Source organism: Serratia sp. T13T92, from assembly GCF_047530105.1.
GTDB classification, from domain to species: Bacteria; Pseudomonadota; Gammaproteobacteria; order Enterobacterales; family Enterobacteriaceae; genus Chania; species Chania fonticola.
This window is the reverse complement of the sequence record NZ_JBLJAK010000004.1, coordinates 69984-94187: the sequence shown is the minus strand read 5'-3', so window position 1 is coordinate 94187 and position 24204 is coordinate 69984. Positions and strand designations below refer to the sequence as shown.

At 46.2% G+C, this 24204-nt stretch carries 24 protein-coding genes; 17 read left to right on the top strand and 7 right to left on the bottom strand.

Going from position 1 to position 24204, the window contains the following annotated elements:
* Positions 1-469: 469 nt before the first annotated feature.
* Positions 470-1465, top strand: coding sequence for a hypothetical protein (locus ACMV5I_RS06630; RefSeq protein WP_414823957.1), 996 nt, complete (start codon positions 470-472; stop codon positions 1463-1465).
* A gap of 782 nt (positions 1466-2247) precedes the next feature.
* Here ACMV5I_RS06630 and ACMV5I_RS06625 read toward each other — a convergent pair.
* The 5 genes from ACMV5I_RS06625 to ACMV5I_RS06605 form a co-directional block, all read right to left on the bottom strand.
* Positions 2248-3291, bottom strand: coding sequence for a hypothetical protein (locus ACMV5I_RS06625; RefSeq protein WP_414823956.1), 1044 nt, complete (start codon positions 3289-3291; stop codon positions 2248-2250).
* A 49-nt stretch (positions 3292-3340) separates the two neighbouring features.
* Positions 3341-4351 (bottom strand): inovirus-type Gp2 protein, encoded by a 1011-nt coding sequence (locus ACMV5I_RS06620; RefSeq protein WP_414823955.1) that lies wholly within the window; start codon positions 4349-4351, stop codon positions 3341-3343.
* Between the two features lie 465 nt (positions 4352-4816).
* Positions 4817-5035: a helix-turn-helix transcriptional regulator gene (locus ACMV5I_RS06615; RefSeq protein WP_414823954.1), complete on the bottom strand. Its 219-nt coding sequence runs from the start codon at positions 5033-5035 to the stop codon at positions 4817-4819.
* A 106-nt stretch (positions 5036-5141) separates the two neighbouring features.
* Entirely contained in the window at positions 5142-6131 is a 990-nt protein-coding gene (locus ACMV5I_RS06610; protein WP_414823953.1) for a DUF6387 family protein, read from the bottom strand.
* Between the two features lie 292 nt (positions 6132-6423).
* Positions 6424-7899 (bottom strand): YfjI family protein, encoded by a 1476-nt coding sequence (locus ACMV5I_RS06605; RefSeq protein WP_414823952.1) that lies wholly within the window; start codon positions 7897-7899, stop codon positions 6424-6426.
* A gap of 334 nt (positions 7900-8233) precedes the next feature.
* On the opposite strand from ACMV5I_RS06605, the gene ACMV5I_RS06600 reads away from it, so the two are divergent.
* The 5 genes from ACMV5I_RS06600 (at position 8234) to ACMV5I_RS06580 (ending at position 15544) form a co-directional block, all read left to right on the top strand.
* Entirely contained in the window at positions 8234-8668 is a 435-nt protein-coding gene (locus tag ACMV5I_RS06600; RefSeq protein WP_414823951.1) for a DUF1795 domain-containing protein, read from the top strand.
* Positions 8669-8704: 36 nt separating this feature from the next.
* Complete coding sequence (locus ACMV5I_RS06595; RefSeq protein WP_414823950.1) at positions 8705-12967, top strand: RHS repeat-associated core domain-containing protein; 4263 nt, start codon at positions 8705-8707, stop codon at positions 12965-12967.
* On the top strand, positions 12961-13989 hold the full coding sequence (locus ACMV5I_RS06590) for a hypothetical protein (RefSeq protein ID WP_414823949.1): 1029 nt from the start codon (positions 12961-12963) through the stop codon (positions 13987-13989). The genes ACMV5I_RS06595 and ACMV5I_RS06590 overlap by 7 nt, the downstream gene beginning before the upstream one ends.
* Positions 13990-14495: 506 nt before the next feature.
* Positions 14496-15023, top strand: coding sequence for a hypothetical protein (locus ACMV5I_RS06585; protein ID WP_414823948.1), 528 nt, complete (start codon positions 14496-14498; stop codon positions 15021-15023).
* 80 nt (positions 15024-15103) lie between these two features.
* Positions 15104-15544, top strand: a complete 441-nt coding sequence (locus ACMV5I_RS06580) for a hypothetical protein (RefSeq protein WP_414823947.1) — start codon at positions 15104-15106, stop codon at positions 15542-15544.
* Between the two features lie 190 nt (positions 15545-15734).
* On the opposite strand, the gene ACMV5I_RS06575 is transcribed toward ACMV5I_RS06580, so the two are convergent.
* Entirely contained in the window at positions 15735-16601 is an 867-nt protein-coding gene (locus tag ACMV5I_RS06575) for a hypothetical protein (protein ID WP_414823945.1), read from the bottom strand.
* 247 nt (positions 16602-16848) lie between these two features.
* Between ACMV5I_RS06575 and ACMV5I_RS06570 the strand changes: the two genes are divergently transcribed.
* Positions 16849-17670 carry a DUF932 domain-containing protein gene (locus ACMV5I_RS06570; protein ID WP_414823944.1) on the top strand — a complete coding sequence of 274 codons (822 nt, stop codon included), beginning with the start codon at positions 16849-16851 and terminating at the stop codon, positions 17668-17670.
* Positions 17671-17765: 95 nt separating this feature from the next.
* Here the strand turns inward: ACMV5I_RS06570 and ACMV5I_RS06565 are convergent, their stop codons facing one another.
* Positions 17766-17924, bottom strand: coding sequence for a hypothetical protein (locus ACMV5I_RS06565; RefSeq protein WP_414823943.1), 159 nt, complete (start codon positions 17922-17924; stop codon positions 17766-17768).
* Here ACMV5I_RS06565 and ACMV5I_RS06560 point away from each other — a divergent pair.
* The 10 genes from ACMV5I_RS06560 (at position 17916) to kwaA (ending at position 24203) form a co-directional block, all read left to right on the top strand.
* The gene (locus ACMV5I_RS06560) at positions 17916-18584 is read left to right on the top strand and encodes an EcsC family protein (RefSeq protein WP_414823942.1); all 669 of its coding nucleotides are present in this window, start codon (positions 17916-17918) and stop codon (positions 18582-18584) included. The two genes, ACMV5I_RS06565 and ACMV5I_RS06560, sit on opposite strands and share 9 nt — an antisense overlap.
* 116 nt (positions 18585-18700) lie before the next feature.
* The gene (locus ACMV5I_RS06555; RefSeq protein ID WP_414823941.1) at positions 18701-19327 is read left to right on the top strand and encodes a hypothetical protein; all 627 of its coding nucleotides are present in this window, start codon (positions 18701-18703) and stop codon (positions 19325-19327) included.
* Positions 19328-19398: 71 nt separating this feature from the next.
* Complete coding sequence (locus ACMV5I_RS06550; protein WP_202672616.1) at positions 19399-19854, top strand: hypothetical protein; 456 nt, start codon at positions 19399-19401, stop codon at positions 19852-19854.
* Positions 19855-20145: 291 nt separating this feature from the next.
* Positions 20146-20622 carry a JAB domain-containing protein gene (locus ACMV5I_RS06545; protein WP_046808043.1) on the top strand — a complete coding sequence of 159 codons (477 nt, stop codon included), beginning with the start codon at positions 20146-20148 and terminating at the stop codon, positions 20620-20622.
* Positions 20623-20644: 22 nt separating this feature from the next.
* Complete coding sequence (locus ACMV5I_RS06540; RefSeq protein ID WP_174333224.1) at positions 20645-21133, top strand: hypothetical protein; 489 nt, start codon at positions 20645-20647, stop codon at positions 21131-21133.
* Positions 21134-21144: 11 nt separating this feature from the next.
* Entirely contained in the window at positions 21145-21480 is a 336-nt protein-coding gene (locus ACMV5I_RS06535) for a TA system toxin CbtA family protein (RefSeq protein WP_414823940.1), read from the top strand.
* A gap of 74 nt (positions 21481-21554) precedes the next feature.
* Positions 21555-21929 carry a type IV toxin-antitoxin system YeeU family antitoxin gene (locus ACMV5I_RS06530; RefSeq protein ID WP_414823938.1) on the top strand — a complete coding sequence of 125 codons (375 nt, stop codon included), beginning with the start codon at positions 21555-21557 and terminating at the stop codon, positions 21927-21929.
* Between the two features lie 89 nt (positions 21930-22018).
* On the top strand, positions 22019-22876 hold the full coding sequence (locus ACMV5I_RS06525; RefSeq protein WP_414823937.1) for a DUF4942 domain-containing protein: 858 nt from the start codon (positions 22019-22021) through the stop codon (positions 22874-22876).
* 492 nt (positions 22877-23368) lie between these two features.
* Positions 23369-23488 (top strand): type I restriction enzyme endonuclease domain-containing protein, encoded by a 120-nt coding sequence (locus ACMV5I_RS06520; protein ID WP_414823936.1) that lies wholly within the window; start codon positions 23369-23371, stop codon positions 23486-23488.
* Between the two features lie 121 nt (positions 23489-23609).
* Positions 23610-24203: an anti-phage protein KwaA gene (gene kwaA / locus ACMV5I_RS06515; RefSeq protein WP_414823935.1), complete on the top strand. Its 594-nt coding sequence runs from the start codon at positions 23610-23612 to the stop codon at positions 24201-24203.
* Position 24204: the final 1 nt, after the last annotated feature.

The window sequence follows — 24204 nt, the reverse complement described above, 5'->3', positions numbered from 1 at the left end:
CTTGTTGGGCGACAAATAAATACGTGTTTCATAAGCGCTTCTATGGTCGAAAAAAGCACACTAGGAAAAGATAACAGCAATGACAATGTGTATCAGCTCAGACTGGATCTGACATTGTCACAGCACAGAGCTTAACCTAATCTAGCATGGCAGCTCGGTGCCAGGAGCAGACATTGCTGACATTACAATGTGTTATTCAAGCGGGAACAGGTCCGTCAGTTAGTGATGAGAGTAAGTTGTCAAAAGTTGTCGCCCGCCATCACCGCTAGCGGGGATTCTTGACTGTACGCACTTTAAGTTACAGTTGCTTCATAGTGTTACTATTGATGGAAAAATTGATTCCTAATATAATTGTCGAAAAATCAGAGGGATATAAAAATTATCGACTTTTTTGGTTTCAATAAAAACGTTGCTTTAATTACGATTTTTGTAAGTTTAGATACATAATTCATCCTTTCAGGAGATCGTTATGATAGGTAAAAGAAAATTTGTCTCAGAGTTTTCTGTTGGTATTACTTCAAATGGTTGGTTGATGTTAACACCTGATCAGTTACATGCCGAAGGTAAAATGAATGATGCTCATCAGGATATATCAGATAATAGCCATATTTATCTTATATGTAAAAAGCCTAAAACAAATTGCAGCAATGAAGAACCGGTTATCAGTGTAGATCAGGTTACTGGTAAAGTTATTAGCCGTATTGATGGAACCGAGGTAGTATCGGAGTATTCATTTCCTTTTGCATTTATAGAAGATGAGGTTGCTTTAAGAGTTTCCAGTTATCCACATAGAAAAATTGAAACTGTCAATGCTGGTGGTGAGTGGAAAAGATATTGGCCAAGCGAAATGTTAGCCTTATTTACAAGCAATCCAATTTATTACGATTTAGAAGTATTATATGTCGGCCAAGCCTATGCAGATGGAAAGAGAACTGCTATTGAGCGCTTAAGGAGTCATTCAACGCTTCAGAAGATTCTGGCTGATACAATGAATGATTTTCCTGATGATCAAATATATATTCTCACTCTAGTATATAGCGATTATATTCTTTTTAGTTCATTTAATGGGGCTGATAAAACATGTATAAGTGGTCAGGAAGATCTTGCGCGTCTTAAAAGCATAATAGACACCCCTCTTTCTAAGAAGGAAATTGTTTGTCTATCTGAAGCCGGTCTTATTCGTTACTTTAATCCTAAATATAATATAATTTATAAAGGTAGTTTTCCTTCTTCAGATCAAAAAATACTTTCTGGTTGCTTTGACTTGGATTTTTCAGGTTTGTCGGTAGAAATAGAATTAAATGGTTCTAATTTCAGACTGTATTCTAAAGATGTCAGCGTAAAACACCATCATACAGCGATGTTTAATTTGGTTGACGAAGAAAAAAGATTGGGTTTTTTTACTTTAAGTAACGGAAATACAGACCCAATTACGATGACAGGAGTGATTCCTCTGACAAAGTGATATTGCAGGTTAAAAAATGTCTAACTTCAGCTAATCTTGCATGCTGTTCTATCTTAGATTTAGAGCAGCATCGTTAGCTTTCTGTGTTGATGATATTTACTTTCTGAAACTATGAAAAATGGAAAATAATGGGTGCTTTTGGGGGGCTAAGTAATTGAAATTATGAAAAATAATAATGTTATATTGCGATGAATCGTTGCACAACAAAGACGACAACGACCTTAGAGTTAGGAGGGGGTATCCTCAGCAATGTCCGCTTCTCGCTCAGAGCGGACTGTCAGATCTGATGGCGTGCTGCCAGAGAATGCTGTCAGATCCAGTCTGAGCTAATACAGACAATGAGCGTATTAGACTCCGCAGTATACCGGTATGGGCCGGATGGTAGCGCTGAGACCGTCCTATGCCTTAACCTCTGAGGTCGCAATATGCATCCCTTTTGTCTGAGCATTTCCACGTCGGCAGTGATTCGCTGCATACCGAACCAAAACAAACCATCCAGCGCTGTTACCTCGGTCCGTTCTCCAGCGCCTATTTAAGCCGCTGGCGCAGCATTTTTATTTCCCTAGCAATATCCCGGCAAGGTGCTGCGATTTTGCCTGACGATCCTTTCCAACGAATGCGGGTTGACAGACGGTGTTGAAATTCATCCGGTACCTTACTGAAATCAGACTTCACACTGTAAATAGGGGGACAGGAGCTTGGCTGTTAGCCAAGCTCCTGTCGAGATAGTCTTGAATACCTAGCTTATTCAGTTAGATGTGACGCAGTTTTTCAGTGCGGTGCTATGCCTTATTGCACATGCCTTCGTACCATTCGCTCATAACTTCAGCTTCGAAGAGAGAGACGTCCGTCCAGTCGTCCTGTGAGCGCAAATAATATTTAAATGTTTGCGTGTCGAATGTTGACTCACCTGCAGGTAACACTAGCGGAAAGTATACATCCAGGTTTGTCATACACTTCAGCCACCAGTCCACCTGTTCCAGAATATCGTGATTGCTCTCTTGTACATAGATACAGCCAGGGTACTGATACTCGGTCTGCTCGCGGGTATTGGCATAGTAACGACCATCACCTTTTGTTACCGTGTCTTGCCAGTGTTCACCGAGACGTTGCGCCAATACAGGCCCAACACCAGGCTCCTTCGTTGAGAAGAAAAACACGCACTGCAAGTAGTAGCCCTTTTGCAGGCCATATTCCAGATGCCAGTACGCGCCAATGCAATGCTCGAGCTCCGGTATGTTACTAATTTCGCTAAAAAGTTGTTGGCGATCTTGTACCATCTGTTCTAGCGGAGTATTTGCATGCTCATAGGCCAGTTCAACGCCAACAGCGACAAAGGATGGATAATTTAAGGTGATCGCCACTAGGGCTCTGAGCCCAATTCGCAGATTTCTATCTCCTGCCCATAACCACTCTGCCACCAGCCGTTTATGTTCATCAGACTGTAGGTGCTGGGATATTGTTGCCACACTTTGGCGCAGTTCAAGATCAACATCACCAGCCGAAGGGATACTTTGCTCAGCCTGCATAACCAGTTCAGCAAAACGTGAGAGGGTTGGATGGAAAGTGCGGAGCCCTTTCCAGGCATCCATTGAGCTCAGTAAACGCCTATAGATCTCCAGTAATGCTTCTGCATTTACGTTTTGAATAGTCAGATTGCGTTCTAATATCTCCAGAAGTAACAGTGGTTCAATCAGCCGGTCATAATCCCCTGTCAGCCAGCGGGTGTTGGCAGAGCCATCTCTCGCAGTCAGGCTTGTCGACAGCATCAAGTGGGCTAGATGATTATCTGAGTCCATGGAAAACAGTGTGTTACGGTTATTCATTTTAATTACCTTTAGGATGTAAAGTGGGTGATTACGCTGCATTAGTTGATTAGGATGGCTGGCGGCGTCTGCCGCGTTTAGCTCCTGATTGCACAAGGCATTCTCCGCGTCCAAATGTGCGGGCATTTCCGGGTAGTGTCAGGCGCACTACCGAGTCAGCCTTGGTCAGGTAAGTAATGGCCTTCTGTAATGCGGCTCGTTTCGCATGATCCAGGTAGTGAACGTCACCGATGCCGGAATGCGTATAGGCATGCTGGTTAGCGTTGCAGTTGAAACAGAGCCCCATACCACCGGTGATATCCTGTTTCCAGTACTGCCCGATATGACGTGCCAGGGAAATGTCATTGCGGATACGGCTACCATCAAAGAAAAGGCAGGTGTGGTAGTGGAAACCTTTATGCAGTCCATATTCGAGCTTCCACAGATAACCAACACAGTGTTGGAATAGAGGATGAGATTGCACGCGTTTAAACAGGCGCCTGCGATGCTGGCGTGTTTCAGTAGCTGTCACGGTTTTCGCCACCGTTTTTAGATAAGAAAGGTCAAGCCGGATCACCGATAAACGGGCGAGGCGTTCAAATAAGTAATCGACATAGGCCAAAGCCCCACGCAGGTTTTTACTGGCTGCACGTTGGAAGTTACGCAACTGGCGTTGATGCTTTACTGAGCCCGCTTCAGCTCGAAACCAGGTTAAGAGCTGTTCTAACACCGCAATTTCTTGATGGGTGCATGCAACCAGAGTGAGTGGGAATGCCAAACTACAGCGTTCCATTCCTTGACGGAAAGTTTCGATTGTTGGATGCAGTTGCTGGTATTCACCGATGGAAGAAATCAGTCTTGGTAGTGTTTCCAAAGCTTCCTGCAGGTAATGCCCTGCCAGCGTCAGCTTTCCCTTCCGATTGACGATTTTTTGCTCAGAAGCTACTGCTCTGCGCAATATTGACAACACACGTAGTTGAGTTATTACGGTATCGTAATCTGCCGTTACCAATAGTGTGGTATCACCGTCAGGGTGGTGCATGCTGGTTGATTCCAATAGTGCGAAGTCATTGTCACTCATGCTGCATCATTCCTTTATATGTCCCTTATCGGTAATGACCAATAAAGGGGGATTGTGATTTACGGGTGCAGGACACCTACCGTTGTGGTGTTGCCACAACAGGGGAATGACTGCGATTACATTAATAAGCGTTTGACGATTCATGCCTGCCAGCCTGAATAGGCCCTCTGGCTAATGATGTCAGAGGTACAACAACTCATTAATAATGAGTTGGTTAGGCAGTGTTATATTTCAATTAAAACCATATTGTGATTATTAGTTAGCTATCAATAATAAAAACTCCTGAATACTGAAGTTGTAGTCAGTGGTCTATGGCATGACAGTCGATATCGTTAAGCCCTCACCCACCAGCTATAGACGGTATCCCCGGGTTAATACCGTTATGGCAAGTTAGTGAACTGGTTGGTGAAATAAATCACCGGAGCTAAGGGTGAATTTGCACCATACATCGGTACGCATTTCCCTTTAGCACGTTTGGGCAGGGCCAGAGGAACGCTTGGCTTCGAGTTCAGACAGTAACTCCAGGTAGTCGCCGTTCTGCCAGCGGCTTGCGCGACCGAACTTGAGAGGTTTTGGAAACAGGCCATTCGCGATCAGTTTGTAGAAGTAGGCGCGAGACAGACCGGAGTGCTTGCAGAGGAACTTCATGTCGACTAACTGGTTGTTGATAGGTTGGTTTTTCATTGGTAATACCCTCGTTGTTTGTGTTTGTTGAACTCGAAATGGAGCATAAACAATGTCGGGCAGCGTTTCGTTATAAACAAATAATTTAAAATTTATATTGCAATATTTATTTTTTATAGAAAATAAATTCGTCATCGATCAGATTGCGGATGCTCAGATCATACAGATGTTCATTCTCCCGCAATGTGCTCAATAGTTGTTCGAATGTTCCTTGGGAAATTATCTTCTCAAAGCCGGATAGTTTTGTTTTGATGAAATTGGTTCGGTGATATTCGACATCTTTGTTGGGAGTATCGACAGGCTTGCCTTCCAGCATCTTGTAGATCTGCTCAAGCGGCAAGTGCCACCCTTTCTTGAATTGCCATAGTAGTAAATCCATTAACGGTATTATGCTATGCAATTGAATATTAATTATTTTTCTTCGCGTTAGCGGTTTGGTGCGATTGGAACCACTAAAAATATTGTATTGAGTACGTAACTTGGCCAGAGTTTCTTTAAAAGCCGCCACTAGCTGGGACTCAGTGCAAAACGGATCTACAGAAAGGTAAACCAACTCGACGTCGGGTGGTTGGAGTGCTGTAAGTAGTGTTTCGCCGTCTATTTTGGCCGCTCGGTACTGATAACAAGGGTGGAGTGGGAAGGTTCGTTCACCCCCTTCCAATGCATTATGGCAGGTACGGATGTCTTTAACGTTCAATTCACGAACAGGTACTTCTAACTGTTGAGGTGGTGTGTCAGGTCCATCGGCCAGATAGATTATCTCGGGCACTGCAGTATGTGGCTTGAAACGATCCCCGATTACAGCCTTCCCTGAAATGATATCTGCGTAGAGCTCTTCAGACAGCGCTTTGGTGATTGCGCCTCCGCTAATTCCATTGGTGGCAATGAGGCATAGTTCCCTCCGTACCGACAGCTCGCAAACCAGATCTCTCAATGGCATTTGAGCAACAAAAGAATAATTTTTGATGTTAAACCAGCGTGCCTCACCCGGTGTCGCTTTATGCTTTTCACACCCTGCAGATGACAGTAGTTGGGAGAAATAGACCCATTGTTCGACTTCCTGTTCCACCACATTGCCTTGCGCATCGCCCATCATACAGTCACCTTTTTACGCTGTGAAATGTCATTGTTACCAATAAAGCGGGTTGACAATAACGTACTAACCATGCTGATTAAAATGACTTTTTCCATGACAACCCACCTCAATAGCTGCTTATTTTGCTTAATGCAGCAAAATAAGCAGTAGCAACCTTGTGGGAAAAATAAAAAAGTGACATTTCACGAGAAAATGAGGCAAGGGTTAACACAAGGTAACTCACGCCCCTCCGGGTGTGAATGTATAAAAATACAGCGCCCAAAGTAAGGACGCTGCGTGAGGTAAAAGGGGATTAGCGAGTAAAAACAGATTGGGTAATAGATGGCGGTGGGGAGATGTAGGTTGTATTCCCCTTGCGCCAGACATGTACTCGCCGGTTGTAATGTAGGTAATCCAGTGCTGGTCCTAAGCGTCCTGGTTGGCGCAGCGCATTGGGAACGCGTGAACGCATCCAGGATCTCGTCATTGGCTGGCCATTACTATCCTGAAAACGTTCGTGCAACCACTGGCTGAGCAAATCCGCATCCAAGACATGCGGGGGCTGCACAGGTGCTGGTGCAAACAGGCGCAGCGCTTCGTTCAAATACCACTGACATATTGCCTGAGCTGTTTCCACGGTATGTACAGGGATATCCCCGTCATCACCATTGAAATAATGGAACAGTGCTGCCAGGCGAGCTACTTTGTTGCTTTCTTTGCTGGCGAAATCACGGATGGCAAAATAGTCACCATCTGGTAACAACTGGCGCTCGATGTTCTCACACAGGTTTGCCCAGTAACGCTGTGCTTCTGGGGTAAAGGTGAGCGTAATCCGGCTTTTGTCACCTATCGCCAGTTTATCCGTATATTGCATCAGCAACTGTTCTAAGCGTTGGTAATACGGGGCAACCCATTGCTGGTAGTTCTCCATGGTATGGCCGACACGAGTACCGATGGTTGATTGTGGAGCCGCAAAGAAATAACGAGCCAGGAATCCGCTGCCACGAGCTTGTTCCATGGAATGTTTTAAGTATTTCTGCAATACCGCAGCCTGCACCATCAGGCTTGTACTCAAACGTGCATCATGAACCGTAAAACTTTCGGATTGGCGACGCGTCACCGAGAATGATGCACCATCCCACAAATCATTAAGTAGCCCCAGGTTCTGCAAGGCCTGGCCACTTAGCAGAATATCACCTTCTGCCGAATGCAAAGCCAATGACCCTCCACCGCTGTGCAAGAGATATTGCAACGCCGCGGGTGTGATGTCATTAGCTAGCAATTGCACCTGGGTAGGTGGCTGCGGCTCATTGCGTTGATGTTCCATCAGGCGAGCTTTTATGGCATCAGTGGGCTGACCTTTTTTTACCAGCTTGGCAAGCTGACCCTTCAACGCTTTGAATTCCACCTTCCAGGTCTCCAGGTTGAGCGAATACAATTGCAAGGCTGCCTGATATTGCACGCTGGCTGTACGTTCATAGTCATGAATCGGGGCCATAAAAAGCTTATCGACTGTTGACTTGCGTTCACCTGAATCTGCCACTGTGCAAAAGTTACAGGACACCGGGAATACCAGATCTTCTGCGGGGCTAACGTCAATCAGGCCTTGGCAAACTAAGGCAACTGGCGTCAGGGCTGCAGCAACAATCAAAGGTAAAGGGGCTTTGGTTTTGTTCTGTACGCTCCAGATAGCATTCCTGAGGTTGAGTGGTATACGCTGATACGGAACAGCATCCACTGATGGGAGATCTAAGTACGATCTATACGTCGACATTGGGTAGGGTTGCATTGTTTTTTCTCCAGGTTATTGCCACTTGGGCAGTTCATTTTCGTTGGCCATTAGAAAGCACCCCACGTAATGCCTCAATGTGCTTTTCTCTTTTGTTTTCATTGAAATACGTTAGTTTTCAATGATGGAGGTGAGTAGACATCTGGAGACAATGAAGGAATATTTCAGGGAGGTTTGGCGAGGTGTAGTGAATCTTGTCATTATTGGTTTTTTAGTGATCTCTCATGGAAATCTACAAATTTCTTAATGTTATTATCCCTCCCACTATCGTTTTTGGCTCAACATTGTGGTAAATCTACGCCCCATTGATAAGGACTTTGCATGGAGCACAAGGATGGCCCCCATTTCAGAACCCCGCTGTGTTTTCACCGAAGGCAGCATTACCTTGCCTGCCGGATACCGTGAGCAGACCGTCAACATTCTGATCGCGCCATCAGGGCCATCGCTTAACATCTCCCGTGACCAATTGCGCCCCGACGAAGACTTTGCTGCCTACCTGGCCCGTCAGCGTGAGGTATTGCAAAAAGGCTTGCGCAAGTACCAGGCTCTCGACGAACAGCCCGCCGTATTGGGCGATGGCCTGTTCCACGGCATTACGCTGCTTTCCCGCTATCATCCGCAAAAGGGCCAGACCCTGCACCAACGTCAGGCTGTATTCCCTGTTACGGCTTCTAACGTGTTGATTTTCACGCTGGCGAGCTCCCAGGCCTTGACCGAGCCGGATGAAGCTTTCTTCTCAGCCTGCCTGAGCAGTTACCAACACCCGTAACACCCCACATTTCGACCAAGGACAGGAGCGAATACCATGCTGGAAGCTGCACGCGTCGGTGATGCCATCGGCCATTCGGGGGCTCTCGCCGGGTTGATTGGCGGAACGATCCTAGGTGGCCTGATCAACGTGGCCGGGGGTATCCTGGGCGGCATGTTGATTGGTGCCGGGTGTGCGTCTGCCTGTCTTGGCGTGGGCTTTTTGCTGATTGGGGCCGGGATCGCGGTTGGCATGGCTGCCAATGCCCTGGGGGAAAAGGCGCGGGATGCGTGTGTCGAGGCCGGGGCCAGCTCGATGAGCCCCAGCGGGACGATTATCACCGGCTCGGGCAATGTCTTTATCAATGACAAACCCGCCGCCGTCGCTACCCTGAGCACCGTTGCTTGTGACAAGGACAAGGTGCAGCAGGTGGCGCAGGGCTCTTCCTCAGTGTTCATCAACGGCCAGCCAGCCGCCCGCAAGAGCGATAAAACTACCTGCGATGCGACCATCCTGGCCGGTTCCTCCAACGTGTTTATCGGCGGTGGCACAACGACTACGGAAAACATCAGCCCGGAAATCCCCGAATGGGCTTACACCGTTTCAGACCTGACGATGCTTATAGCCGGTCTGGTCAGTGCGAAAGGGGCTGCGGGGCGTGGGCCTGGTGCTGTAGAGCGTTTGATGAGCAAAATTCCGGGGGCCAGCAAGGTAGCCAAAGTGCTCTGTATGCTCACTCCTCTGGGGATTGCCGCTTCAATAGTCGGTATCCTGGCTAACCCGGTAGAGGTGACCACCGGGCAAAAATTCCTCAATAACGACGATGACCTGGACTTCACCCTCGATGGTGAATTGCCGTTGTTCTGGCAGCGCAGTTATCTCAGCAGCCATGCGGCGGAGAGCGTATTGGGGCTGGGCTGGAGCCTGTTCTGGGAAAGCGAACTGCGGCAGGTGGAAGAGGGCATCTTGTGGCGTAACACCCACGGGGATTTTATCCCGTTCCCTGAGGTACCCGTTGGCCATCGTACCTTCTGCCCCGACCAGCAGTGCTGGCTTACGCATAAGGAAGATGGAACGTGGTGCATCAGCGATGCCGGTGAACTGCGTTATCACTATCCGGCCTTCGACGCCGAGGGCCGAGTTCCCCTGAGTGCCATCAGCGACAACGTCGGCAACCAGCAGTCATTCCACTACAACGAACAACGGCAGATGGACATCATCACCCGTACCGGTGGCCAGGCCCTGCGTTGCGAATATCACCCCGAACTCAACCGTTTGATAGCCGTGTGGCAGCAAACTGTGGCGGGCGAGGTGCAGCGTGTCCGCTATCAATATAACGAAGCGGGTCAACTGGTCGCGGTGCAACACCGGGGTGACGCAGTGATGCGTCGCTTTGGCTGGGATGAACAGAACGGTTTGCTGCTATGGCATGAGAATGCCACCGGCTTGCGCTGCGACTACCAGTGGCAGGAGATGGAAGACATCTGGTGCGTGGCCGAACACCATACCAGCGAGGGTGACGGCTATCAGTTGGCTTATGACGAAGAACGAAATCTACGCACCGCCACCTACCAGGATGGCAGTCAGGCGGTGTGGGAGTTGGACGAACACCGTCGTGTCAGCCGTTATACCGACCGCTCCGGAAACCAGCATCAGATGCTGTGGAATGAAGCCGGTCTCCCCGCCGGTTACTGCTCGCCGCTGGGGCATTTGCGCAAGTGTGAATGGGATGAACTGGGCAGGCTAGTGTCTTCCACCGATGCCAACGGAGCCACCACGCGTTGGCAGTATCAACGCAACAGCGACCGACAGACCTTTTTGTTCTGGCCGGATGGCCTGGTAGAACGTACCGTCTGGGATGAACAGGGCCGGGTAGTGCAGGAAACCGACCGGTTGTTGCAATCGACGCACTATCACTACCCACACTCCCATACGCTGCTGCCAGACCGCGTCACTGATGCGCGGGGTGGCGAGAGCCAGCTAAGCTGGAATAGCCAGGGGCAACTGACAGGCTACACCGACTGTTCCGGTCAGCCCACTGCCTGGCGCTATGATACGCTGGGGCAGATGGTCTCCCGCCACGATGCATTGCAGCAGGAAACCCGCTACCAGTATAACGACGCAGGCCAACTGGTCACACTGACCCTGCCGGACGGTTCAACGGAGCAGTTTGACTGGTCTGATGCGGGGCTGCTGCTCAGCCATCAGCAGGGGCAAAACCTGCCGCGCCACTGGCATTACAACGCACGTGGGCAAACCCTGAGCGCTACCGACCGCCTGAACCGAACCCTGCGTTACGAGTATGACGTGGAAGGCCGCCTGCTCAGCTTGGATAATGCCAACGGCGGTATCTATCGCTTTACCCGCGATGCGGAAGGCTGCTTGCAGGAAGAGCAGCGCCCGGACGATACCCGTTACGGTTACCGTTTTAATGCCGATGGGCAGGTTGCCGAAGTCGTGCAGCGTGGTACTACAGGCGATGAAGGACACCGCCCAGAGAAAGTCAGTCAACTGACCTACGATGCGGCAGGCCAGGTTATTGCACGTCAGACGCAGACCGAGCAGGTCACCTATCAATGGAACCTGATGGGTGGTTTGCTCAGCGCCAGCCGTACACCTACGGAGCAGGGACTGAAGCTGGGTATCCAGCCCAATACCGTGAGCTTTGAACGGGATGCGTTGGGTCGGGTGACTCGAGAGCATAACGGCGTTGAAGCGCTGAGCTACCAGTATGATGCGTTGGGTAACCTGACCACACTCGGCCTGCCGAACGATGACCAGTTCCAGTGGCTGCATTACGGTTCTGGGCACGTCACTGCCATCCGTTTCAATGACCAGATCATCAGCGAGTTTGAACGCGATGCACTGCACCGTGAGACAAGCCGTACTCAGGGGGCTTTGACGCAGCACCGGCGATATGACCGCCTGGGTCGTCGCCAGTGGCAGAGCAGTATCAGCAATCGCCTCACCGACGCACTTACCTCCCCAGAGCAAGGGGTTTTGTGGCGAGCTTATCATTATGACGATATGCATGAACTGGCCGCCGTAGAGGACAGCAATCGGGGTATGCTGAGCTATGGCTATGATGTTGAAGGTCGGTTACGTAGCGTCTATTCGGCACAAGGCGATCAGACCTCTGTGCATTATGATCAGGCTGATAACGCCTTGCTACTGCCGTTACTGACGCCGGAAAGCTCACCGTATGTCCGTGGCAGCCAGCCTTATAGTGATAACCGGTTGACCCGTTGGGAAGAATGGCAGTATCAGTATGATGCCTTCGGGAATATGTCGGTCAGGCAGAAAGGTCCCGGCAGCCAGCACTATCGCTATGATGCAGATAACCGCCTGGTGGGAGCGAAAGGTGACGGGCCGAAGGGATTGTTTGAAGCGCAGTACCACTATGACGCGTTGGGTCGTCGGTCAAGCAAGGTGGTCACTCTTCGCCAGGAACGGCGTGAAACCCATTTCTTGTGGCAGGGATTGCGGTTGCTGCAAAGCCGTACTGACGATCACCAGCAAACCTACTGCTATGACCCGAACGAAGCCTATACACCGCTGGCCTGTATTGAACGGCACTACAGTGGAGACAAACTGTACTGGTATCACACCGACCTGAATGGTTCCCCACAGGAAGTGACCAACGCACAGGGTGAGATGGTGTGGTCGGGGCAGTATGGGGTGTTTGGTCAGGTGGCACGGCAGACTGATGCGATGTGGCGTAATTTCAGTCAACCACTGGGGAGGTTCCGCCAACCACTGCGATATGCCGGGCAATATCTGGATGAAGAGACCGGGCTGCACTACAATACCTATAGGTATTATGCACCTGAGGTTGGGCGGTTTATCACACCGGATCCGATCGGTTTAGCGGGTGGGTTGAATCTTTATCAGTACGCGCCGAATCCGCTAAGTTGGCTTGACCCACTTGGCTTAAATACAACTATCGTTAGATATATGAGTGAAGCCGAAGCAAGGGCTGTATCTGAGGCAAAAGGATTAGTCCTGAATAATAACTCGTCAAGAAAGGCGATATGGGTAAACTCAGAGAAAGCAGAGTTTAATCCTACTCGCGGAAAATATAGAGTTACTCTAGAGTTAGGGGATAAGTCGGCTGCTCTTCTAAATGACCATGTTGATATATCTAAGTCACCTATAGATTGGAAAGAGACAGGGCGTCCTGATGGTGTTATATCTAAAACGAACGAACGTGGTGCCAGAGGGATCGGAGTTAACGTACTAGACGATATTAATAAAGATATAAAGAAAATGACAATAGAACAGCAAGTAAAAAAAGGAAAATGGGAGCGATTCAAATGTTAGTTAAAAAAATAGATGCTGGGAATGAGTTTTTTGAGTTGTTTAACTATAAGTTGTGCTGTTTTTTAAACACTAGAAATAAAGCAAGACGTTGGAAAGAGTTTTCTTACGTAGAATGGGATGAGGGGGTTTTTGATTTAAATTTAATCGTTAACAAGACGAAGATAGATCTAATTCGTTGGTTTGATAGTCTATCTGACATTGAAGAGAGGAGGTTGCTTTTACTGAGAAATAAATTCACTGGTAATGATTTTGAATGTATAAAAACAGTGTTGTCTAGATTTGGATATTTATTTGGTATAAATAAGAAGCCATCAGATAAAGATTATCGGTTACTTTTTTTTGTTCTTCAATTGATTAATATGAAAAGCAACAGAAACACTGGCTTAAATCACAATGAACTTATGACTTCTTTATGCCAACAGTTCTTATGTGAGCTATTTATGTGTTATGAAGATTTTTCTCGCTTCCGTGTATGTGATGACGGGCTACTTTTTGAAACTGAAAACATAGGTTCTGTTAATTTATTTGATGTCCTTAATCTGATTTTTTTAGATAAAGGGACAGGCAACTCATGTAAGATTGGGGGGTTTTATATATCGCTTATAAAATTTCTGTTTATAAATGATAATAAAAAGTATCACCTTAATTTCGATGATAAAAATGAAAAGTTCATTTATCCAGATTTTTTTATCAACTATGCTAATGATGAAAAAAAAGTCAATAAGTTATTTTCCTTGATTAAGGATATGTTCAATCCATTACAATCAACCAATGAGGTTTTTGTTTCTAATTTATTGCTTATGAATTATATTTTTTATTTACTAAAAGATAATCCAAGTTACTTATTAAAGATTAAATCATTTTTAAGGGATGATTATATCTTCTTCCGTTTCTTTGAGGCAATAATAAAAAGAGGATTGATTGTTGGAAAACACCATTTTACTGACCTAGGGCTTGACGATTACTTGCGTAAGATACAATTAAATGAGACTCAGTTTTACAACATACTACATGAAATTTAAACTAATACTTTAATAGGTTTTTATTAAAGGAGTGCAGTCGTTCAGTTGAGTATAATTATACAGTGTACTGCACAATAATACTCGTCGGTATTATGCGTCGGAAGTCGCCAGATTCATGATGCTGGATCCTATCGGCTTAGCAGGGGGATGGGTGAAACTTTATCAATAATAGCTTTTTAAAGCAGTAAAGCTCCTCCAAAGATCCTTCCAATTTCACTGTTCTTTATATTATATAATTGAACTTTAATAACTAGCTTACCGAGTGTCACGTTGCAAGTTCCGTTATTTAAGAATCTAGGTTGTTTCTAATGATCATAAAAAAGTTGGACAAAAGTAAGTGGTAGTAAGAAAGCTAATTGGCATAGGTTCCAAAGTAGTGCTGCTGATGGTTCAGATGCCTTCCATTGGAATGGTTCAACCGATGGTGTAGATATACGCGGAAACCCTCGTGCTATAGATAAGAAAAACGTACCTAAGTACGCAAGAAATATGAAAGGATGTTGAGTATGCCTAATATGATAGGAACAAAATCGACTGTTGGAATTGAATATGATATTTCTGATTCAAAATTATTTATGGGATATGCCAGATTATGGTTTGAGGGCAATAGTTTAGGTGCATTGTCGGAGTTGATATATCTTGATGGTTACTTGGTTGGTGGTCTTATGGATATAATGAAAAAGGAAAGGTTGCAGCCTATATTTTGGGGTGAATCTCAAGGGGAGATATTTTGTAAGTTAAATGAAGCATTGTGTATATCCGATGATGATTTTTATGACGATGAAAAGAACTATTTAAGTGAGTTGGCGAGAAGTTACTCTGTAAATTTTGGTACTCTACTTGATGATTTCACTGTTTTTTCTTTCAAGGGTGAAACGGGTGAAGGTAATATCTTGTGGGAAATATCATCTCCAATTGAGAACGTGGTTCATGCAGAATTGAAGAATTATCCCAGAAGGATATTCTCTTCTAAATTCAGCTATGATGATATTGAATTACTAATTAATAAAATAGAGTCTTTGAAGGGGGCATGATGAGTTCAAATCTTAACATCTAGAACTTTCTGGTCACTTATCGGCATGAATGACACTTAGATGATAATGGCGGATGAGAAATGAAAATGCAGTTAACCCCTGAGAAGGTAGGATTTCGAATATCGGCTACTGATCTTGAGGCTGTATATACAGAGTCAAGTGGTGTAAAGCTAAGACTTGATGCGCAAAGAATCGATGACGTAAGAAGTGAAGTGTATAGAGAAGTTGAGTTAACATTTCTAGTTGTGGCAGAACTGAGATGCATTACTTTGAATTTTTTTGATAATCATTACGATAGCTTTGAAATCAAAGGTGGCATTAACAACGAAATGGCTTTCTGGGAAGAAAATGGTTATCACCCGAATCCTCAATTTTATCAGGTGGTAAATTCTGATATCCTTGAAAACAAAAGTAAGCTATTTGATCCTAATGATCGCCTAGGTTTGAAGCATTATCTGATTATAGGCTATGATAGCTACGTAGAGGTTATTGCTTCTTCATATGACGTTAGGTATTTATAGCTTCATATTTCTGGAGGGTTAAGGTTATTATTTCACTCGATTTTAAGTCGAGTAAATATTATTTACTTTCAGTGGATCACGAAGATGAAATGCTTATTTAATGATTTTTTATAACCCGCTAAACGAGAGGGTAAGGTGTTTTTATAGTTGTAGACCCTCCATTAACATAGTTATCAGAGGGGGCGGTTTTTTACTGAATTTTTTTGTTGATTAGTTTCGATAATTCATGAATATGGGCTGTTAATGTATTGAATATTTCTTTTTGAACCGCATTAAATGATTTAAAATCTGTCGGCGCGGTTCTTTCCAGCGTGCCTATTATACTCTCAGTACCGTGATAATGCTTGGAAATAAGCGAAGTAATGCCTATAACGTCACATTCGAGTATGCTCAATTTTCTGGTTAATTCCTGCATATGGAGTCCTTCAACCTGAGCTTCTTCAATAACTTTACCATTCTTTTTTCGTGCCACTATGGCACCACTTGCGAGGCCGAGGGTTGCAATACCTATACCTATTGGTCCAGCCAGCGCTAGTAATGCATTACCGGCTGCCACACCACCACCGCCAGCAGCAAGTGTACCGCCACCTAGCCAGGCTAATGCGGCATTGGTAGCTGCAGCGCCACTTAATGTGGAAATTGCTGCCCCACTAGATGCAGTGCCGAAGGTAGTTGCTACGGCCATCGTTGCGGTGGAGCCAAAAGCAGCCATTCCTGCACCGGTAGCAACCCCTAAACCAGTAGTGACGCCCGCGGCTGTCATGCTTGCATCCTCAATATGGGTGTTACGATATTCGGCTTCGAGTTTGTCCACAGTATTGTCGAATATAGAGATTGCCTGTTTGAACTCACTCCATGATTTGTAGAATTCTTTTGGCATATTTGTCAGATCGTTGACACAAATTTTAATATGAGCCATTAAGGTCTTGCTGCATTTCTGACGTAGCAGATAGAGGTTGTTAACCTCTGTTTGGGTGGCTTCAACTTGTGATTTGTAGCACTGACGTGCACGATCTAAGCTTGTCAGTGCTTCTTTTTTTTCAGAACCTCGTAACATATTTCGTTCCTTGGGGTATGTTGGCTAAGGAAATCATTCACTACATTAAGGTAGGAAACAAGTTGGTTCATTGAATAATGAGAGAAGTGATGCCATTTATGCAACCAGCCTAGGCTAATCTCCTCCATGAAAAGACGTCTTTTGGGCATTCAGTCAAATTTCATACACATATTACTGCAGTGAATCTAGACGATACGCGCATTACTGCGCCTCGTGCTTGTTGGTAACTCACTGAAGGATATGAAATATGACCCGACTCGCCTCCCGCTTTGGTGCGGTTAATACCATTCGCCGCGACCGCCCGTTAACCAATGATGAATTGGCCCGCCATGTGCCCAGCGTATTCTCGGAAGAGAAACACGCTTCCCGTAGCGATCGCTACACCTACATTCCCACCATCGCTTTATTGGATAACCTGCGTAAAGAAGGCTTCCAACCCTTCTTCGCCTGCCAGACCCGAGTGCGCGACCTGGATAAGCGTGAGCATACCAAACACATGCTGCGTCTACGCCGTGAGAATCAGATAGTTGGTAAGGAAGTGCCAGAGATTATCCTGCTCAACAGTCACGATGGTTCCAGCAGTTACCAGATGATCCCGGGCCTGTTTCGCTTTGTGTGTGCCAACGGCTTGGTATGCGGCAACAGCTTTGGCGAAGTGCGTGTGCCGCATAAAGGTGATGTCGTTGGTCAGGTTATCGAAGGCGCTTATGAAGTGCTGGGGATTTTCGACAAGGTGGAGGCCTCACGCGAAGCCATGTTGACCACTTCTCTGACGCTATCGGCACAACGGGCCTTTGCCAACGCAGCCTTGAGTTACCGCTACGGTGAAGACCACCAGCCAGTTACCGAAGAGCAAATCTTGATACCACGCCGTTGGGAAGACCGCCAAAGCGACCTGTGGAGTACCTACCAGCGTGTGCAGGAAAACATGCTCAAAGGTGGGCTAAATGGTCGCAACGCCCGTGGCAGACAGGCTAGAACCCGCGCAGTGAAAGGCATTGAAGGTGATATCAAGCTTAACCGTGCCTTGTGGGTGTTGGCTGAAAATATGCTTAAATTCAACAAGTAACGCGTTCACGTAATATCCCATCATTTGTAAAAAGTTGATCGTTTTCCACGATCGGTTTCGCGTTATTGATCTACACAACCGATTATCTTTGCCGTTCATCCGTCGATAAGATCGGCCTGGGTGCCGTTCGGTTTTTCTTCATCTTGCAACCCATCAATCAGGTACGTTTTGGCACGCCGACATACAGGGAAATACAGCCCGCTATCGTAGGAATAACGGGCTTTCAACAAGGGGGAAAGGCGTAGATGGAACACGATAAGGCACTCACGGCAGGCAAAGTTCAGAAGGTATTGGATTGGGCTTACGACAAGGCAGTAAACGGTGTAACGGGGCTGGACTCGGCGCAAGACATTGCCGAGTCCTATATGAAGAAGGGAGGAAACCAGATGGATTGTGTTAACGCACTTATCCGCTGGCAAAACACCAAAGCAGGTACCAGTGGTTTTGTTACCGGGCTTGGCGGAGCTATCACGCTGCCGGTAGCAATTCCTGCCAATATCACCAGTGTGATGTACATCCAGATAAGGATGATTGCGGCGATTGCCCATATCGGTGGCTATGATCTGAAAGACGACAATGTGCGCGCTTTTGTGTATCTCTGCCTGTGTGGTAATGCAGCGAAAGACATCCTCAAGGAAGCTGGTATCAAAATCGGTATGCAGCTTACCCGAAGCGCAATCCGGAGCGTATCGGGCGAAGTCATCAAGACCATCAATAGGGCCGTTGGCTTCCGACTGCTGACCAAGTTTGGCCAGAAAGGCGGCATCAATCTGGTGAAACTGGTGCCGTTGGCCGGGGGTATTGTCGGCGGAACCTTCGACAGTATTTCCACCAACATCATCGGCAATATTGCCCGAGAGACCTTTATCGGGTGTGACATAAATTCAATGGCTGATGAGGTGATAGCGCCGTAACCACCATTCGATAATCCTGTGACTTTAGTCACCACATTGTATTTACCACATGCAGTAACAACTCATTCCCGTTTCGGCGGGAAGGAGGCTGTTCATCTTGATTATGGAGAAAAGAAATGAATGTAAGAAAAATAGCGGCAGTAATCATGGCTTCTGCGGCGCTGTCCGGTTGCGGTGATGCTTTTTCCTGTGATAACCCTGAGTCAATTCGCGCTATCAATGAGATAGTGACCAGCAATGTGTTGAACAAGATGAACCTTAGTACCTACAAGAAATTCGGTAGTATGGGACTGACGCCGGACTCGCTAACTCTGAGGCTAGATAACATTCATGCCACAGACAGTAACCCATCAGTCAATTCACTGACCTGTAAGGCGCAGCTCACAGTGGTATATTCGGACAAAGAAAAAGCCAGAATGAAACGTATTATGGGCGTAATCGAAGATAGGGCGAAAGGCATGTCAAATTATAATGCGAGCCGTCTCTTTATCGATAATGTAAATAACTCTGCTAGGCGTATGACAGATACCCGTACTGTCACTGGAACGGTGGAGTACATCGTATATAACACCAAAGATAAAGTGATTACTGAAGTGAGTAATACACCAGGCGTTAACAAAGTCATTGACGATATTAGCTACAAACTGTTGTATCCGACGGCACAGTTATTGGAAGTAGATAACAATACACTGCCGTTGGATCGCTTTTACTCCAAAGAGACCCTGTATGTATTCAGTCAGTGAGTCTCTCCACTCATTTTCTTCGGTTTGCTCAGTCGAGCGCTGTTAATTACTGTACCTTTGACAGGAGTTATATGATGAAGAAAATCATCGTTCTGTTTTTGCTTTTCTGGATAGCCACTCGTGTCTATGCCTTTGGTGAATCTGGGCAATGGTCCAGTGGCTGGGGGCAAGGGGTTTCAGAATATACGGTCGTCACCCAAAGCGGTGATTCGCTGTATATTGCCTGCAGTGAAGACCAACCGGTCAGCATGACCCTTAGCCTCAAAGGGAAAAAATACGGTACATACAACCAGCAGGGCTTTGATTTAGTTGTCAATGGCACCGAGGTTCAAACGCCGTATGATACAGACTCACGAGTAGGCAGCAATAACTTTACCTACACTTGGGATGCATTGAGAAAGGCAACCCGACTGCAGGCCAAAACTACGGATGGCCAAACGGTTGACCTGCCCACGAAAGGGGTAGCCACTGCATTACCAGCCTGGGGAACCCCCGAGTTTGATTGCAAGACAGGGCTGGATTTCTGACTCTCTCGGCCCGTTGGTTGTTGCCACCGGGCTTGATGTATTAATCTGCTTATCATTGATATTATTTATTCTGCTTACCATCAGGAAGGTGTTTACCTTCCTGTGTTATTTATTGCTTACTCTTTAACACAAGAGGATGTTTTAATACTAACGTATTAATACACTTCATAAACCCCCTTCCTTTTATGGTTTCCCCCTTTCGGTTTGTTATCCATAGTATTACGACATTTGTGTAAAAAATAAATCAACTTCAACTCAGCTCGACTCCCTTTCATCGGGGAGTTGAGCTTTATGCTGCTTATAAGGAACAACTCAGTGAAAAGAGATACGACAGAGCAACGTATTATTGCCATGGCAATACGGCTTCTGGAAAAGAAGCTGAAAACCAGGCCATTCAGTTTTACCTCTGCTGAAAGCACCAAAAACTATTTACGGCTGCAACTGGAAAGATTGGAGCATGAGGCGTTCATGGTGTTGTTCCTGGACAACCAGCACCGGCTGATCGCCTGTGAGACGGTATCCATCGGCACGATAAACCAGACTCCGGTGTACCCACGGGAAATCGTGAAAACGGCGCTTAGCCATAATGCAGCGGCAGTCGTCGTGGCACATAACCATCCCTCTGGCGTGGCAGAGCCCAGCGTGGCTGACCGTCATATCACCAAGCATCTGCAGGACGCACTGTCGCTGGTAGAAGTGAGAACTCTCGACCATATCGTTCTAGGCCACGGCGAATCGGTGTCATTTGCCGAGCGCGGCTGGTTGTGATCTTTACCCCAAGGAGCTAGCTATGCAAGCAACTGAAATACCTTCTACACCTGCCGCGGGCGTATTCCATTTTCTCCAACACCGTACTGTTTCATCGCAAGACTGGCAGGTATTGTGCCAAGCCATCACCAAGGCTTACCTGAAGCTGTGTGAGCATCCCGAAACATTGGGTCTGGCCACTGCTCCGGCTATCTGTGAGTACACTGGCTCCCGCCCGTTGCGTTATGGCGACAGTATGATTGGGTTAGGTATGATCGGTTTCAATGGCGAGCGCGTTACTCACCAAGCGGGAGATCCGTTTTGGCTATACCAACGTCAAACACCCCATGCGCCAATTCGCTGTGATACGCGGGGTTATCCTTACCAGTGGTTGGTAATGATAACGCTGTTACTGGCGAATACTTACAGTCCGAATACCTGGACGATTGAATCCGATGTACCACTAAAACAGTGGCGTTCAGTCGCCTACTGGCTGACTCACCACTGCCTGTTGCCAGTCTCCCCGCTTTGAGGTTCATCGCAATGAAGACCACCAACAAAGTAACTCATACCGCATCGAACGTCAGTCCTGCCTTGATTGAATACCAGCAACTGCTCGCCTGGTTACTGGATCACTGTTACGGACTCACACTCAACGATACGCCATATCACGATCAACTGGCTATCGCCCGACAGATTGAGTACGGGATGACCGTACGTGAAACCGTCAACGAGCTGGTCCAAAAATTCGACTTGGTACGTGTTGACCGCCCCGGCTTCAGCATGTTGGCTCAGGATCCTAGTCTGAGTGGAAGTGACATGTTGCGAGCTCGTAGTGCACTTGGGTTACGAACTCCCATTAATTCCCGCCTCGTTTAGCCGTCTACGTGCATTACGTAAATTCACTGACACGCTTGCCTTGCAACCGGGGTGAGCATTTTAAGGAAAATATAATGGTGAAAATCTCCGATCCCAAGACCTCGAACAGTATTCCTGACCAGATACCATACTGGGGCCTGCAGCATGACATCACGCCGCGCTTGGGAGCCCGCCTGATACAACAAGGTGCTCGTTTACATTTTCTGGGAGACCGTGCTGGCTGTATCGGCATCTTTGACCCTGAAGTCGCACAGGCTCTTGAACTGGCGTTTCCGGCGTTAGTTGAACGGCTGGAGACACTATTGCGGTCAGGTGAGCTCGACCCACGGCGACAAAATTGTGTTGCTGTTCAGCATGCTGATTTTATCTGTGAAGCCGATACGCTGGGCAGTTTTGGCTATGTGTATATCGCGGTTTATCAAGCAGCGCGGCCACCCGTTGCAGAGTGATAACCAGCCCTGACAGGGATGGAACATCCTATATCTACTTTCCCCAGCCCGCGAAGATGCGGGCATTTTTGTTTTTGAGGATCCCGATTATGTCTCATTCGTTAAATACGGCTAGTGAAACCCCTGAGGTTCTTACCGGCCACACCGAGCTCATCTGTTCGACTGATATCGAGCGTCTGGTAACAGGTCGTGAGGTTGCATTGAAACAGATTGAAGTGCTGATGGTTCAACTGCAGGAGATCGGCAATCTGATATTCAGCATCGGTGGCGGTAAACTGGAAGATTGGGCAGTGCAACCTGGTCACCGTTACGGATGCCATCTCACTCTGGAACAAGATAAAGGCCTGACTGCTATCACTCGGCAGATCGATCGCAGACTATGGCAAGACCTGATGAATCGTTCTGGGATGCTGTCGCTGATGGATGCGCAAGCCCGCGACCAGTGGTACAAGAGTCTGGAGAGTAAAGACCTACCTATCATCAGTGAAGAAAGCATCTACAGCACGTTTGAGCAGTTGCACCATGATAAGGGGGAGGTGTTTGAGCGTGGGGTGATTAACGTTTTCAAGTCACTTTCCTGGGATTACAAGACCAACAATCCTTGTTGCTTCGGCAAGAAAATCATCGTCAGTAATCTGGTCAGTTACAACAAGTGGGGGTTTACTCTGAACCATAGTTACCGGCGTGACCAACTGGCGGATCTGGAACGGGTGCTGCATTTGCTAGATGGCAAGCCGTTGCCTGATAACCGCGGTGATATCACATCCCGGTTAAATGAGCATATCTGTGCAAATCGGCAGGGTGCCAAGGATTACCAAGATGATTACCTGAGGATCCGTTACTTTATGAAAGGGTCGGCGCATATCGTATTCAGAAAGCACGAATTAATTGACAGGATGAATGATATTATCGCGAAACATTACCCAAGTATATTGTCCGCAAGGTAGGTTGATTGCGTAGGTTTGCTACGATGAAAGAATAACTAAATAAGGGGTACATGACGATTAAAGCCCACATCCAGTCACTGCTTAAACGATTAAAGTGTGCTATGGAATTTATGTTATTCTGAGGGTAATCACACCTAGCGGGCAGTTCAGTACCATAAGTGAAAGTGCATAGATGGCACATTAAATTTAACCATCAAAGTTAAGGTAGTCTGTCCCACCAAAAAACTTACATGAGAATTAATAAGCAAAGTATTTACCACTGCATTTAACTTGTAAGTGTGTACTGTTGCAAGGGCAGTCTAGATTTCAAAACAAAGTGTTCGCCACTGTGGATAGGATAGATGAACTGATTATGTTTGTCAAAACCACCCTGAAATCAGACGATTTTGCTAGTCAACAGAACCTCCATACTAACGAGTATCTTTAGTTGCAGCTACTGACTGATAGTGTCCTTGAGCTAATGGTAAAATTTCGAGAACCGTAGTTGTTTTGATGGGAGCGATCCGTAATAATGCTTGCTTGGACTGGATGATTAAAGATGCAGCAAGAGCAAAAATTCGTGTCGTGGTAAAGCATCTGCTTAAAAAATACAGTTACCCATTTGATATGTAATTGCTTGCCACTGAGACTGTTTTGAAACTGGCTGAACTGCTCTAACAGGGGGGAAGGCAAATGATTTACATTACACCTTTATTCCATGTGCAACCTATTGAAAGTAGTAGTGGAGGGAATAATGAATACTAAGCCATATCTTAAAACAGTATTGTATATATTATCTTTGTGGCTTCTCTTCGTATCATTGTTGATTATGTCTTATGATAAGGTTTTAATAAAAAACATATGGGATTATTTATTTGGTGAAAATTTTAGTTTCACATTATCTTCTTTGAGAGTAAGAAATATTGTCTTCTTATTTAGCCTCATTTTTATCATAATCGGTGTGTTCATATTGATAATTCTTGCTAATAGTTTTGGTTCTGGGTGGTCTGTTGCGTGTACTGTTTCTGATATAAGCAATGAAAATCACGAGCATTTAGAGTTTCTAACAACTTATATAATGCCATTGGTTTTTACAGATGTTGATAGTAAGCGAACAGTTTTGAATTTAGGGTTAATGATATTCATTATTGGTGCGATTTATGTAAAAACAAACAGATTTTATTCTAACCCATCGCTTGCAATTCTAGGATTTAGAATATTTAAAGCAAATGTGCATGATAGGGGGGTTAAAAAATGCACGGTTATCTGCAGGGGAGTGCTAGAAAGTAATAGTAGTATAAAGTACATTAAGATTGATAACGAAACTTATTTTGCTAAAATAATTTAGA